The following is a 13417-nucleotide window of genomic DNA, read 5'->3' as shown; positions in this document are numbered from 1 at the left end:
AACAAAACGCAACATCATATACAGCACAACTCATCGGCAATGAAAGAGCCGGATGGCGGCTACGCCCTCTCCGGCCTACCAATTACTGCATTTTCAATGTCGTAATCGGCTTTGACGTAATACCGAAATCCGCTTTGAGCTGCTGCTTACTTTTCATCACCATCTGACCATGAGTATCGATCGTCATATGTTGCGCTTCGGTATTGTGCCGCGCCTGCCATAGCATCACCAATTGCAGGCTGTTTTCTTTCTGTTCCGGCGTTAACGCCACACCGTCCGGCCATTTACCCAACTCAACAGCGGTGGATAAACGTTGATACACTTCCGGCGTCATGCTGTTAATGATCTCATCAAGATTCATGATGTATCCGCTCCTGTGGAATAATTTGCTGAATCGTTTTTTCAGCCTTTCAACTGATCGCCGTTTTTTTCGTCAGAAAAGGCGAGCGAGGCCGAGTTAACGCAATAGCGTTCACCGGTCGGCTGCGGACCATCCGGGAAAACGTGTCCGAGATGCGCATCGCAGTTTCCGCAACGAATTTCGACACGCTGCATTCCATGAGAAAAATCGTCTATGTAACGAATCGCCTCTTCGCTGACAGGCTCGTAAAAGCTGGGCCAGCCGCAGCCTGAATCGTATTTGGTGTGGGAGTGAAAAAGCGGCGTATCACAGACCAGGCAGTGATAAACCCCATCGCGTTTATTATGCAGTAGGCGTCCAGTAAATGGCGGTTCTGTGCCACGATCCTGCGTCACATAGAATTGCATTTCGGACAATTTTTTCTTGAGTTCTTCTGCTGAAGATTGGTTAGCCATTTGCTCACATCTCACTTTAAACGTGCTCACATTGCCTGACCGATTCTAACAAAACATTAACACCTCAGTACCAACTTTTGTTCTAAACTTGATCATTGCGAAATGGCGGCTTACGAATCGTGACTGATGTCACATTATTATCTCGGTTGCCCTTTAAAATTCGGGGCGGCGCCCCCATGTGGTTTCCAGCCGAAAGGAAGAGTGAGGCGAATCAGCCGCGCAAAGGTTGTGCAGAGGATTGATTTGTCGCAATGATTGACACGATTCCGCTTGACGCTGCGTAAGGTTTTTGTAATTTTACAGGCAACCTTTTATTCACTAACAAATAGCTGGTGGAATATATGACTATCAAAGTAGGTATCAACGGTTTTGGCCGTATCGGTCGCATTGTTTTCCGTGCTGCTCAGAAACGTTCTGACATCGAGATCGTTGCAATCAACGACCTGTTAGACGCAGAGTACATGGCATACATGCTGAAATATGACTCCACTCACGGCCGTTTCGACGGTACTGTTGAAGTGAAAGACGGTCATCTGATCGTTAACGGTAAAAAAATCCGTGTTACCGCTGAACGCGATCCGGCTAACCTGAAATGGGACGAAGTTGGTGTTGACGTAGTGGCTGAAGCTACCGGTATCTTCCTGACTGACGAAACCGCGCGTAAACACATCACCGCTGGCGCGAAAAAAGTGGTTCTGACTGGTCCGTCTAAAGACAACACCCCAATGTTTGTTAAAGGCGCTAACTTTGACAAATACGAAGGCCAGGACATCGTTTCCAACGCTTCCTGCACCACCAACTGCCTGGCGCCGCTGGCTAAAGTTATCAACGACAACTTCGGCATCATCGAAGGTCTGATGACCACTGTTCACGCGACTACCGCAACCCAGAAAACCGTTGACGGCCCGTCTCACAAAGACTGGCGCGGTGGCCGTGGCGCATCTCAGAACATCATCCCGTCCTCTACCGGCGCTGCTAAAGCGGTAGGTAAAGTACTGCCGGAACTGAATGGCAAACTGACTGGTATGGCGTTCCGCGTTCCGACTCCGAACGTATCCGTTGTTGACCTGACCGTTCGTCTGGAAAAAGCTGCTACCTACGAGCAGATCAAAGCTGCTGTTAAAGCTGCTGCCGAAGGCGAAATGAAAGGCGTTCTGGGTTACACCGAAGACGACGTTGTATCTACCGATTTCAACGGCGAAGTATGCACTTCCGTGTTCGATGCTAAAGCAGGCATCGCGCTGAACGACAACTTCGTGAAACTGGTCTCCTGGTACGATAACGAAACCGGTTACTCCAACAAAGTACTGGACCTGATTGCTCACATCTCCAAATAAGTTGAGATGAAACAGTCATTGGTAAGAGCGACTCAGGTCGCTCTTTTTTTTTCCTGAAAATATACCCGTCATACTTCAAGTTACAGGTGTGTTGGCTACGCTCTTTCACCCGAATCACTGACGGAAGTCAAGCTCATCGGGATGAATCAGGGATATCCATGTCCCTGGCCGAAGGTAACCTCCGGTTGCTCAAATTCGTTCCTGACGAATTTGTCGTTCACTTGCCGCGTTACCCGGTCTGCGACCTCGCCCCTTCGGGGCCAGCGCAAGCACTGGTCAAGGCACAAGCGCCTTGTCCTGCAACTCGAATTATTTAGGGTAAAGAGGATTGCGTAATGATTAATAAAATTTTTGCTCTTCCGGCTATCGAACAGTTTACCCCTGTCCTTTCCCGCCGCCAGCTTGATGACCTTGATCTGATCGTCGTTGACCACCCGCAGGTTAAAGCCTCTTTTGCATTACAGGGCGCGCACCTTCTCTCCTGGAAACCCGTCGGTGAGGAAGAGGTATTGTGGCTCAGTAATAATACGCCTTTCAAAACCAGCGTGGCGCTACGCGGCGGCGTACCGATCTGCTGGCCCTGGTTTGGACCTGCGGCTCAACAAGGTCTGCCGTCACACGGCTTTGCGCGTAATCTGCCGTGGGCGCTAAAAGCGCATAATGAAGATGATAACGGCGTAATGTTGACATTTGAGCTGCAAAGCAGTGAGGCCACCCGAAAATACTGGCCGCACGATTTCACGCTGCTGGCACGTTTTAAAGTAGGCAAAACCTGTGAAATTGAACTGGAAGCGCATGGCGAGTTTGCAACCACATCCGCTCTCCACAGCTATTTTAACGTTGGCGACATCGCCAGCGTTCAGGTCAGCGGACTCGGCGACCGGTTTATTGATAAAGTTAACGACGCCAAAGAAGGAGTCCTGACCGACGGCGTGCAAACCTTTCCGGACCGTACCGATCGCGTTTACCTCAATCCTGAAGCATGTAGCGTGATCCACGATGCGACATTAAACCGCACGATTGATGTGGTTCACCATCATCATCTTAACGTCGTAGGCTGGAACCCTGGCCCGGCGTTGTCCGTCAGCATGGGCGACATGCCGGATGACGGCTATAAAACATTTGTGTGCGTTGAAACGGCTTACGCTACTGCGCCGCAACAAGCCACAGAAGAAAAGCCATCTCGTCTGGCGCAGACTATCTGCGTCGCTAAACGCTAAAAGTGAATTGATACCAGCGTTTCTGTAGGCCCTGGAAGGTGCCAGCCGCCATCAGGCATTACTTGCCGAATGGCGGTGCTTACGCATTTTATTCGGCGTCACACCATATCCAACGCGGTTTTCCCTTTTGGCGCAGGCCAGGCGTTGTCCAGTAAGGCAAGTTCGTTTGCTGACAAGGCGATCTCGAGCGCCGCCGCATTTTGCTTCACGTGTTCTGTACTGCCGGCTTTCGGGATCGCCACCACGCCCGGATTCGCAATCACCCACGCCAGTAAGATTTGCGCCGCCGTAGCGTTATGTGCGCACGCAATTTCATTCACCACCGGATGATTCAGTAAACCGCTACGTAATCGGCCGGCCTGCGCAAGCGGACTATAGGCCATTACTGGCATCCGCTGTTGTTGACACCACGGCAATAAATCATACTCAATACCGCGTGACGCCAGATGATAGAGTACCTGATTTGTCGCACATTGCTGTCCCCCCGGGATGCGCCACAGCGCCTGCATTTCGTCATAATCAAGATTAGAGCCCCCCCAACGGCGAATTTTCCCCTGCGCTATTAGCCGCTCCATACCCTCAACGATCTCTTCGAATGAAAAGCTTCCGGCCCAGTGCAACAGATAGAGATCGAGATAATCTGTTTTCAGACGACGCAGGCTTCCCTCACAGGCGGCAACTATCTTCTGGCCACCAGCGTTCCACGGGTACACTTTTGACACCAGAAATGCCTCATCACGTCGCCCCACCAGCGCCTCGCCCACGACCTTTTCTGCCCCGCCGTCGGCATACATTTCAGCCGTATCAATAAGGCGTAACCCCAAATCCAGCCCCGCGCGCAGCGCCGAAACCTCGCGCTGACGATGATCTGCGCGCTCGCCCATATACCATGTTCCCTGTCCTATAGCAGGAAGCGTCTCCTGCCCGCAAAACGTTACGTTTTTCACTGTCTTCATTTCCTTTTCAATGTCACTCGACGGTAAAACAATACAGGACGCTTATACCCCAGGTAATGTTCGGCATCATACCGCGTAGGGGGCGATTTTCTTGTCACTGACGAATGTCATCCGCAATCATGTCGACGATGCGGGTAATATGCGCGGCGGGTCGATGATTCAATAATAATTGACGCATCACATTCATATAGGGCGTCACATGTTGAAAGAACTCCAGATATCCTTTACAGAGATAATTTTGTCGTTCGCCGCCGTCCATACAAATTCGGTGTTTCGGACAGCCGCCGTAACAGGCAAAGCGCCATGTACAGTTCTGGCAGCGTGAGGAAAGGTTTGCTTTAGCCGCGCCAAACTGCTGCTGAAAAGGAGAGGCCGCCATTTCTTCTAAAGAGTGTTGCCGTAGACTGCCCAGTTTATAGGCGGGAAAAACAAAATGGTCGCAGCTAAACACGTCGCCATTCTGCTCCACCAGCAAACTTTGTCCGCAGGTCGGCTGCATCGTACAAAGCGTGGCGGGCTCCCCCATCCAGACGCCAAGTAAGTTGTCAAAAAGCTGTACAAATATGCGTCCGACATCGTGACGTATCCATTGATCAAAAACATCGCACATAAATGCGCCCCACCCTTCAGGCGTGACGGAAAAGGGCATCAGCGAAGGCGAATCATCATTGCCAGATAACGTCAAAGAACGCTGCGCTTTTTGCGCGAGCGGCTCAACAATGGGAATAAATTGCAGGTGCTTACTTTCCAGTTCCTGCGTCAAAAAATGATAAATAGCGTTGCCATGACGGCATGACGCATCATTCACGACAGTGAGTGTGTTGAACTCGACATCATTTGCCTGCAGAAGGCGGATAGCATTAACGACTCGGGAAAAAGACGCCCGCCCTGACGGCGTTTTCCGGTAATGATCATGAACGACTTGCGGCCCATCAATCGATATACCGATCAGGAACTGGTGCTGCGCAAAGAAAGCAGCCCACTCTTCATTGATTAATACGCCATTGGTTTGCAGACTGTTGTAGATAGTTTTGCCGTTGGCATAGCGTTGCTGCAAGCGCACCACTTTTTGGTAAAAAGAGAGGCCGCATAGCGTCGGCTCTCCCCCCTGCCAGCAAAACGAGACTTCTGAGGATGGCGTATCATCAATTACCCGGCGGATATACGTCTCCAGCACATCATCAGACATGACGCGCTGCCCCCGGGGTTTATCAAGATAGAAACAATATTTGCAGGATAAGTTACACAGACTGCCGCCAGGCTTGGCTACTGTGTTGAATACTATGCTCATTCGTCTTACTCGCGGTGAAGAATGGGTATAGCATAAACGGGACGTTATAGGGAGATAGTCACCAGCATTGCAACAATTACTACACTAATTGTTAGCGCAATTGTAATCACCTGGATTTTTCATATAAACGACTCGTTTTTTAAACGGATGTAACAAAGCGTGAACCACGTAAGCCTGTACCATACCCGGTTAACAGCGCATTGATATACGCCACAATATTCGCGTATCAGTCAGCACAAAGCCTGCATAACGCAGGCTTTGTAGCGGTTTTCCGACAAATTCAATCAATCAGAATCTATAGGTTACGCCAGTAGAAAGGATACCGGTCCAGGATTTATCCACCATCGGGCTATCGGTAATTTCATCCGACAGACGGGTGTAGCGCGCAGTACCGTATACGCTCCAGTTACCCGCGAAATTATAGTTAGCGCTAAGCTCAAGATACGGGTTCCAGCTATCATTTGGGTTATAGCCGCGCAGGCCGCTACGCGAAGACTCTTTACGTGATACGCCGTAATAATAGTCGTTCTGGTTCTCGCTATTCCATTCTACCCCGATACCTGGCGTTAAGGTCAGCCCGCCATTGGTATACCGATACAGCCAGGCCAGATCCCAGACGATACCGTTACTGTTATCCAACGTATCCCCTGCCAGAGAGGTACGCAGGAAACCATATTGGGTGTGATGCGCGTAAGAGACGCCCGCCATCATAGTACTTTTACGCCTGTCCAGACGACGCAACTGATGGTCGTCGCTGTCGCCCGGCTTGAAGTACATCGGGGACCAGTACGCCATGATTGACAACTTATCGGTATTGTCATTCCACAGGTAATAACCGCCGCCCAGACCGCGGAACCAGAAATTTTCGCTTTCATAAGCGATGACCGGTATCGGGTAAACATCACTATCGTAATCTTTATAAGGGTGTTCAACCACACCAACGCCTGCGCCCAGCGTCAGGTTGCTTTCAGCGTGCGCGACGCTGGCGGACGTTGCGATAAGCATGCCAAGAGCCAGAAGTTTAAGTTTGGTCACAATCCATAATTCCTTATTCAAATGTTCTGCGGCAAAAGTGTAACCGCCAATACTTATAAGCCCAACTATTTTACACAATGTAACCGTTTAATATCACCATCACAGATTATTTTCAGATGATCGGCTGATGATCGTTATGTGACCGGAAACGCTTTTTCTGACATTAACCAGGCTTTTCCACCCGATGAGTTATTGATATGTCATCGAAATCTACTGGCGCGTACAGGCAAGTTTTGCAAATGCCATCTACGCTTAATGTTAAGAAGGTGTATCACCGGGCACGTTGATCTCCTGACCAATAAAATGGCATGAGAGTTGCTTTTCCTTAGCAGAGACGGCGTTCAGTCTACCTCTTCCGGGAGCCTCTACTATTCATATGAACGGCTCTTAACATGTGCGAAAAAACGAAAGGATGGCATATCATGAATATATTCGATCACTATCGCCAGCGCTACGAAGCTGCCAAGGACGAAGAGTTCACACTGCAGGATTTTCTTACCATTTGCCGGCAAGATCGCAGTGCTTATGCCAACGCGGCAGAGCGGCTATTAATGGCTATTGGCGAGCCTAATATGGTCGACACTGCCCAGGAACCCCGACTTTCTCGACTCTTCTCCAACCGGGTGATTGCTCGCTATCCTGCGTTTGAAGAGTTTTACGGCATGGAAGACGCGATTGAACAGATTGTCTCTTATCTGAAACATGCGGCGCAAGGGCTGGAAGAGAAGAAGCAAATTCTCTATTTGCTGGGGCCTGTGGGGGGTGGCAAATCATCGCTCGCTGAACGGCTGAAATCGCTAATGCAGCGCGTCCCAATTTATGTTTTAAGCGCCAACGGCGAACGTAGTCCGGTCAACGATCATCCGTTATGTCTGTTTAATCCACAGGAAGACGCGCAGATTCTGGAAAAAGAGTACGGTATTCCGCGCCGCTATCTCGGTACGATTATGTCCCCGTGGGCGGCCAAACGGCTGCATGAGTTTGGCGGCGATATTACTAAATTCCGCGTGGTGAAAGTCTGGCCCTCTATTCTGGAACAGATTGCCATCGCCAAAACGGAACCCGGCGATGAAAACAATCAGGATATTTCGGCGCTGGTCGGCAAGGTGGATATTCGTAAACTCGAACACCACGCCCAGAACGATCCGGATGCATATGGTTACTCCGGCGCGCTGTGCCGCGCTAACCAAGGGATCATGGAGTTCGTCGAGATGTTTAAAGCGCCTATCAAGGTGCTGCACCCATTGCTGACCGCAACCCAGGAAGGTAACTACAACGGCACGGAAGGTATTTCCGCCCTGCCCTTTAATGGCATCATACTTGCCCACTCAAACGAATCTGAATGGGTGACTTTCCGTAACAATAAAAATAATGAAGCCTTCCTCGACCGTGTCTATATCGTGAAGGTGCCTTATTGCCTGCGAATCTCCGAAGAGATCAAAATCTACGAGAAATTACTTAATCATAGCGAGCTGACTCATGCGCCCTGCGCGCCGGGCACGTTGGAAACACTTTCGCGTTTCTCGATTCTTTCTCGCCTGAAAGAGCCGGAAAATTCCAGCATCTACTCGAAAATGCGCGTTTATGACGGTGAAAGCCTGAAAGATACCGACCCAAAAGCCAAATCGTACCAGGAGTATCGCGACTACGCGGGCGTGGACGAAGGGATGAACGGTCTCTCCACCCGATTCGCGTTTAAGATCCTCTCCCGCGTGTTCAACTTTGACCATGCGGAAGTGGCGGCCAACCCGGTACATCTGTTCTACGTTCTGGAGCAACAAATTGAGCGTGAGCAGTTCCCGCAGGAGCAAGCTGAGCGTTACCTGGAGTTCCTGAAAGGCTACCTGATCCCGAAATACGCCGAATTTATCGGCAAGGAGATCCAGACGGCCTATCTCGAATCTTACTCTGAGTACGGACAGAACATTTTTGATCGTTACGTGACTTATGCGGATTTCTGGATTCAGGATCAGGAGTATCGCGACCCGGATACCGGTCAACTGTTCGATCGCGAGTCGCTAAACGCCGAGCTGGAAAAAATTGAAAAACCAGCGGGTATCAGTAACCCGAAAGATTTCCGTAATGAGATAGTAAACTTTGTTCTGCGCGCCAGAGCCAACAATAGCGGCCGTAATCCAAACTGGACCAGTTACGAGAAGCTGCGCACGGTGATTGAGAAAAAAATGTTCTCTAATACCGAAGAGTTGTTGCCAGTCATTTCCTTTAACGCCAAAACATCAACTGACGAGCAGAAAAAGCACGACGACTTTGTCGATAGGATGATGGAGAAAGGGTATACCCGTAAGCAGGTTCGTTTGCTGTGCGAGTGGTACCTGCGCGTGCGTAAATCGTCATGATGTTAATGCCCGGTGGCGCTTTCGCTTACCGGGCCTACAAAGTAATGTTCTGTAGACTGGCTAAGCGTTAGCGCTATCCGGCACTGACAGAATAGGCGCATAGTTGGCAGTACGGGGGGCATATGACCTGGTTCATAGACCGACGTCTTAACGGCAAAAATAAAAGCACGGTGAATCGCCAGCGCTTTTTGCGCCGTTATAAAGCACAAATTAAGCAGTCGATCTCCGAAGCGATTAACAAACGCTCAGTGACCGATGTCGACAGCGGAGAATCCGTCTCTATTCCAACCGATGATATTAGCGAACCGATGTTTCATCAGGGGCGCGGCGGTCTGCGCCATCGCGTTCATCCGGGTAACGATCACTTTATCCAGAATGATCGCATTGAGCGTCCGCAAAGCGGTGGCGGCGGCGGTTCCGGGAGTGGTCAGGGTCAGGCCAGCCAGGACGGCGAAGGCCAGGATGAGTTTGTTTTTCAGATTTCAAAAGATGAGTATCTGGATCTGCTCTTTGAAGATTTAGCGCTGCCTAATCTGAAAAAAAACCAGCATCGACAGCTTAACGAGTATAAAACTCACCGCGCTGGTTTCACCTCAAACGGCGTGCCGGCCAATATCAGCGTAGTTCGTTCGCTACAAAACTCTTTGGCGCGCCGCACCGCGATGACGGCCGGAAAACGCCGCGAACTGCACGCACTGGAAGCGGAACTGGAGACCATCAGCAACAGCGAACCAGCGCAACTGCTTGAAGAGGAACGATTACGCCGGGAGATTGCCGAACTGCGGGCTAAAATCGAGCGAGTACCGTTTATCGACACCTTTGATTTACGCTATAAAAATTATGAAAAACGGCCTGAGCCCTCCAGCCAGGCGGTAATGTTCTGTCTGATGGACGTCTCAGGTTCGATGGATCAGGCAACCAAAGATATGGCCAAGCGTTTTTACATTCTGCTCTATCTGTTTTTAAGCCGAACGTATAAGAACGTAGAAGTGGTTTATATCCGCCACCATACCCAGGCGAAGGAAGTGGACGAACATGAGTTCTTTTATTCGCAAGAGACCGGGGGGACGATTGTCTCCAGCGCGCTTAAACTCATGGATGAAGTGGTTAAAGAGCGCTACGACCCCGGACAGTGGAATATCTATGCGGCGCAAGCGTCAGACGGTGATAACTGGGCCGACGACTCACCGCTGTGCCATGAGATTCTGGCGAAAAAACTGCTGCCGGTAGTGCGCTATTACAGCTATATCGAGATTACCCGCCGCGCCCACCAGACCTTATGGCGAGAGTATGAACATCTGCAGGCGACGTTCGATAACTTCGCCATGCAGCATATTCGCGATCAGGAAGATATTTATCCGGTATTCCGCGAATTGTTTCAGAAACAGAGCGCCAATCAAAGTGCATAACCATAAATCAGCCCGTAATGCGTCACGGGCTGATTTATTACAAACTCAACGTTCACATTATTCGGCTGAAATAATTTTCCGTAAATAGCCTGGATGAAGATGCTCTGCCATATTGGGGAAATTAATCCCTTAACGCAATGCTATCACGCTAATATCACTAACACCAAGGCCATTCCCAGCCAAAAGGTAGCTCAGGCTCCTCTTCACCCTGACCAAGTATAGTACCCCTTCTGAATATGAGCAGCGGGCATGTGTTCAGGAGGTTGCGCATCTGTCATTACCGATACTGAAAAACCTGCCGCTATTAATATAAAAAACCGATAAAAAACATTTGCTTGAGCCGTTTCATCGTGCCTCCTGCGGAAGTACATTATTATCCTTACCACGTCACATTCCTTTTCACCGTAATAATAGTGGCTATTTTATTTTCGTTAGTGTTAAAGCGATGCCGTTAATTAACAACTTACTTTTTGCGATAATAGTCACGACTGAAAACATCAACGCCGCGTATTATTGGATTTATTAAATCGAGAATGATTTTTATTCCAGAACATCAACACGTTTTATTTTTAAACAGTCTATTAGAGGAATTCTCATCACTATGGTAAACTAACGCATCCGACTTTCAGGGCTGTAGTTCATCATGAATTTGCATCATAAAGCGCTCAGGCACTTTATCTCGGCAAGCGTCATCGTTTTGACATCGTCCTTCCTGATTTACGAACTTATTGCCAGCGACAGGGCAATGAATGCCTATATGCGTTATATCATGGAGAGAGCCGATTCGTCGTTTCTGTACGATAAGTACCAGAATCAAAGTATCGCCGCACATTTGATGCGAACCTTTGAAGCGCCGGGAGAGCCTGTCACCGCAGAAAAACGCCACGCGTTCTGCGCCGCCTTTGAAACCATTAACGGTACGCACGGCGTCAACCTGACTCGGCATAATTATCCAGCGCTGCATGGCACTCTGCAAACCGCCGCCACACGGTGTACCGATAATCTTGATGACGTCTTTTTGCTGCCTGCGTTTGATCAGGCGGTAAGCATCAACCGTGCGCAGGACGACCACAGTCACGGATTGGGCACACTGGAGCTTAAATTCCGCTATTATGTTGATTTAAATAAACATTATGTCTATTTCTATGATTTAATCAACTCGCGGCGCTTCGCCATGCATCGTTGGACTTTTTTACAAAAAGGTACAATGGGTATTAACAGAAAAGATATAGATAAACTTTTTACAGGCCGCACGGTTATTTCAAGTATTTACATGGATGATATTACCCAGGAAAACGTCATGAGCTTTTTAACGCCTGTCTATCTGGCGGGGACATTAAAAGGTATCGTGATGGTGGACGTTAACCAGGATAATTTAAAAAATATTTTTTATACCCAGGACCGTCCGCTGGTTTGGCGTTATCTTAACGTTACCTTAAAAGATCTGGACTCCGGAAAAGAGATCATTATTAACCAAAGCAAAAATAATCTGTTTCAATATGTGAATTATAACCATGATATCCCTGGCGGACTGCGCGTTTCTTTGTCCCTTGATTTAACCTATTTCCTTGTCTCGTCCTGGAAAGCTCTGGCCTTTTACTTACTGGCAACGGCACTCCTGCTTAATATGGTACGGATGCACTTTCGGCTTTATCGCAACGTCACGCGCGAAAATATTAGCGATGCTATGACCGGGCTTTACAACCGTAAAATATTAACACCGGTACTGGAACAGCGACTACAACGACTGGTCAATGCCGGTACGCCAGTGACATTTGTCGCCATTGATTGCGATAAGTTAAAACTGATCAACGATACCCAGGGACACCAGGAAGGCGACCGGATCATTACCCTATTGGCAAAAGCGATTAAAACATCGATTCGTAAAAGCGATTACACTATTCGCCTCGGCGGCGATGAGTTCTGTATTATTCTTGTCGATTACGCGGCGGATTTGGCTATCCATCTGCCAGAGCGTATTATTCGTAACCTGCAAATTATCGCACCGGATAAGACAGTCCATTTTTCCGCCGGGATTTATAATATGCAGCCCAATGACACGATTAATGATGCCTACCAGGCTTCCGATGCGCAGCTCTATCTGAACAAACAACAAAAACAGCATCGTTCATAATAGTGTTTCGCAGTAAATTTTCATATTGCACCAGGAGTGAGAAATGACCGAAATGACTGAAGTCGCGAAGGGCGTCGCTACGCACCAGCGTTTAGTGGCCTTATTAACGCAGGAGAACGCGCGCTATCGCGTGGTTAGCCATGATGCGGTAGGAAAATGCGAGGCAGTTTCTGAAATACGTGGTACCGCGCTGGGCCAGGGCGCAAAAGCGCTGGTCTGTAAAGTCAAAGGCAACGGCGTCAACCAGCATGTTCTTGCTATTTTAGCGGCCGATCAGCAAGCAGACCTCTCTCAGCTTGCTTCGCATCTGGGCGGCTTACGCGCCTCCCTTGCCAGCCCGGCGGAAGTCGATACGCTGACCGGCTGCGTTTTTGGCGCAATCCCGCCTTTCAGTTTTCACCCAAACCTGAAACTGGTCGCCGATCCGCTCCTGTTTGAGCGTTTCGATGAAATTGCCTTTAATGCCGGTCTGCTGGAAAAATCAGTCATTATGAATACACAGGACTATCTGCGCATCGCCCGACCGGAACTGGCAATCTTCCGCCGCTCGCAGTCATCGCCAACGGCTTAGCCCCCTCCCCGTTCAAGGAGCAAGACAGACACAACGATAATGATAAAAATGGCGAAAAACGACGCCGTAATCATCAGCGCTTCAAGAAACGGTGGATCGTACATAATTGTATCCTCCGGAAGACAACAATGACGGTTCACCTGTTATCAGTACGCTGCGTTGATGGCAATTTAATGACAAACGCCGTTTTTCGCATAGAGATTATCTTTCAGGCAGTTGCCTGAAAACCGTATCAATCGTTAAAAACGCCTGTGCGCTTTCCCGTTTGGGCGTAAAGTCGTCGGGCTTACT

12 protein-coding genes are annotated in these 13417 nt (G+C 49.3%); 6 read left to right on the top strand and 6 right to left on the bottom strand.

Annotation, left to right across the window (positions count from 1 at the left end; all coding sequences use genetic code 11):
* Window positions 1–82: 82 nt before the first annotated feature.
* Together ACE15A_RS09375 and msrB are read right to left on the bottom strand one after the other, a co-directional pair.
* Window positions 83–361, bottom strand: a complete 279-nt coding sequence (locus ACE15A_RS09375) for a YeaC family protein (protein ID WP_053509439.1) — start codon at window positions 359–361, stop codon at window positions 83–85.
* 41 nt (window positions 362–402) lie between these two features.
* Window positions 403–816 (bottom strand): peptide-methionine (R)-S-oxide reductase MsrB, encoded by a 414-nt coding sequence (msrB, locus tag ACE15A_RS09370; RefSeq protein ID WP_023247992.1) that lies wholly within the window; start codon window positions 814–816, stop codon window positions 403–405.
* 341 nt (window positions 817–1157) lie between these two features.
* Here msrB and gapA point away from each other — a divergent pair, with 341 nt between their 5' ends.
* The gene (gene gapA, locus ACE15A_RS09365) at window positions 1158–2153 is read left to right on the top strand and encodes a glyceraldehyde-3-phosphate dehydrogenase (protein WP_000153505.1); all 996 of its coding nucleotides are present in this window, start codon (window positions 1158–1160) and stop codon (window positions 2151–2153) included.
* Between the two features lie 335 nt (window positions 2154–2488).
* Entirely contained in the window at window positions 2489–3373 is an 885-nt protein-coding gene (locus tag ACE15A_RS09360; RefSeq protein WP_053509441.1) for a D-hexose-6-phosphate mutarotase, read from the top strand.
* A 98-nt stretch (window positions 3374–3471) separates the two neighbouring features.
* Here the strand turns inward: ACE15A_RS09360 and ACE15A_RS09355 are convergent, their stop codons facing one another.
* The 3 genes from ACE15A_RS09355 to ACE15A_RS09345 all read right to left on the bottom strand — a co-directional run bounded on the left by ACE15A_RS09355 (window position 3472) and on the right by ACE15A_RS09345 (window position 6655).
* Window positions 3472–4329, bottom strand: a complete 858-nt coding sequence (locus tag ACE15A_RS09355; protein ID WP_072158716.1) for an aldo/keto reductase — start codon at window positions 4327–4329, stop codon at window positions 3472–3474.
* Window positions 4330–4423: 94 nt separating this feature from the next.
* Window positions 4424–5620 carry an anaerobic sulfatase maturase gene (locus ACE15A_RS09350; protein ID WP_053509445.1) on the bottom strand — a complete coding sequence of 399 codons (1197 nt, stop codon included), beginning with the start codon at window positions 5618–5620 and terminating at the stop codon, window positions 4424–4426.
* Between the two features lie 288 nt (window positions 5621–5908).
* Window positions 5909–6655, bottom strand: coding sequence for a MipA/OmpV family protein (locus tag ACE15A_RS09345; RefSeq protein WP_053509447.1), 747 nt, complete (start codon window positions 6653–6655; stop codon window positions 5909–5911).
* Window positions 6656–7077: 422 nt separating this feature from the next.
* Here ACE15A_RS09345 and yeaG point away from each other — a divergent pair, with 422 nt between their 5' ends.
* The 4 genes from yeaG (at window position 7078) to ACE15A_RS09325 (ending at window position 13126) form a co-directional block, all read left to right on the top strand.
* Window positions 7078–9012, top strand: coding sequence for a protein kinase YeaG (gene yeaG / locus ACE15A_RS09340; RefSeq protein ID WP_023179719.1), 1935 nt, complete (start codon window positions 7078–7080; stop codon window positions 9010–9012).
* A 122-nt stretch (window positions 9013–9134) separates the two neighbouring features.
* Entirely contained in the window at window positions 9135–10421 is a 1287-nt protein-coding gene (locus ACE15A_RS09335; RefSeq protein ID WP_023247987.1) for a YeaH/YhbH family protein, read from the top strand.
* A 643-nt stretch (window positions 10422–11064) separates the two neighbouring features.
* Entirely contained in the window at window positions 11065–12555 is a 1491-nt protein-coding gene (gene dgcJ / locus ACE15A_RS09330) for a diguanylate cyclase DgcJ (protein WP_053509449.1), read from the top strand.
* Window positions 12556–12607: 52 nt separating this feature from the next.
* Window positions 12608–13126: a YbaK/prolyl-tRNA synthetase associated domain-containing protein gene (locus ACE15A_RS09325; RefSeq protein ID WP_162786051.1), complete on the top strand. Its 519-nt coding sequence runs from the start codon at window positions 12608–12610 to the stop codon at window positions 13124–13126.
* Here the strand turns inward: ACE15A_RS09325 and yoaI are convergent.
* Complete coding sequence (gene yoaI, locus ACE15A_RS09320; protein WP_023247984.1) at window positions 13123–13230, bottom strand: small membrane protein YoaI; 108 nt, start codon at window positions 13228–13230, stop codon at window positions 13123–13125. The two genes, ACE15A_RS09325 and yoaI, sit on opposite strands and share 4 nt — an antisense overlap.
* Window positions 13231–13417: the final 187 nt, after the last annotated feature.

The sequence above is a fragment of the Salmonella sp. HY31 genome (assembly GCF_042604575.1).
GTDB classification, from domain to species: Bacteria; Pseudomonadota; Gammaproteobacteria; order Enterobacterales; family Enterobacteriaceae; genus Salmonella; species Salmonella diarizonae.
This window is presented reverse-complemented; position numbering and strand designations above follow the sequence as displayed.

Coding starts and splice junctions, on each gene's coding strand:
- ACE15A_RS09375 (WP_053509439.1), bottom strand. CDS start 361: ATGAATCTTGATGAGATCATTAACAGCATGACGCCGGAAGTGTATCAA.
- msrB (WP_023247992.1), bottom strand. CDS start 816: ATGGCTAACCAATCTTCAGCAGAAGAACTCAAGAAAAAATTGTCCGAA.
- gapA (WP_000153505.1), top strand. CDS start 1,158: ATGACTATCAAAGTAGGTATCAACGGTTTTGGCCGTATCGGTCGCATT.
- ACE15A_RS09360 (WP_053509441.1), top strand. CDS start 2,489: ATGATTAATAAAATTTTTGCTCTTCCGGCTATCGAACAGTTTACCCCT.
- ACE15A_RS09355 (WP_072158716.1), bottom strand. CDS start 4,329: ATGAAGACAGTGAAAAACGTAACGTTTTGCGGGCAGGAGACGCTTCCT.
- ACE15A_RS09350 (WP_053509445.1), bottom strand. CDS start 5,620: ATGAGCATAGTATTCAACACAGTAGCCAAGCCTGGCGGCAGTCTGTGT.
- yeaG (WP_023179719.1), top strand. CDS start 7,078: ATGAATATATTCGATCACTATCGCCAGCGCTACGAAGCTGCCAAGGAC.
- ACE15A_RS09335 (WP_023247987.1), top strand. CDS start 9,135: ATGACCTGGTTCATAGACCGACGTCTTAACGGCAAAAATAAAAGCACG.
- dgcJ (WP_053509449.1), top strand. CDS start 11,065: ATGAATTTGCATCATAAAGCGCTCAGGCACTTTATCTCGGCAAGCGTC.
- ACE15A_RS09325 (WP_162786051.1), top strand. CDS start 12,608: ATGACTGAAGTCGCGAAGGGCGTCGCTACGCACCAGCGTTTAGTGGCC.
- yoaI (WP_023247984.1), bottom strand. CDS start 13,230: ATGTACGATCCACCGTTTCTTGAAGCGCTGATGATTACGGCGTCGTTT.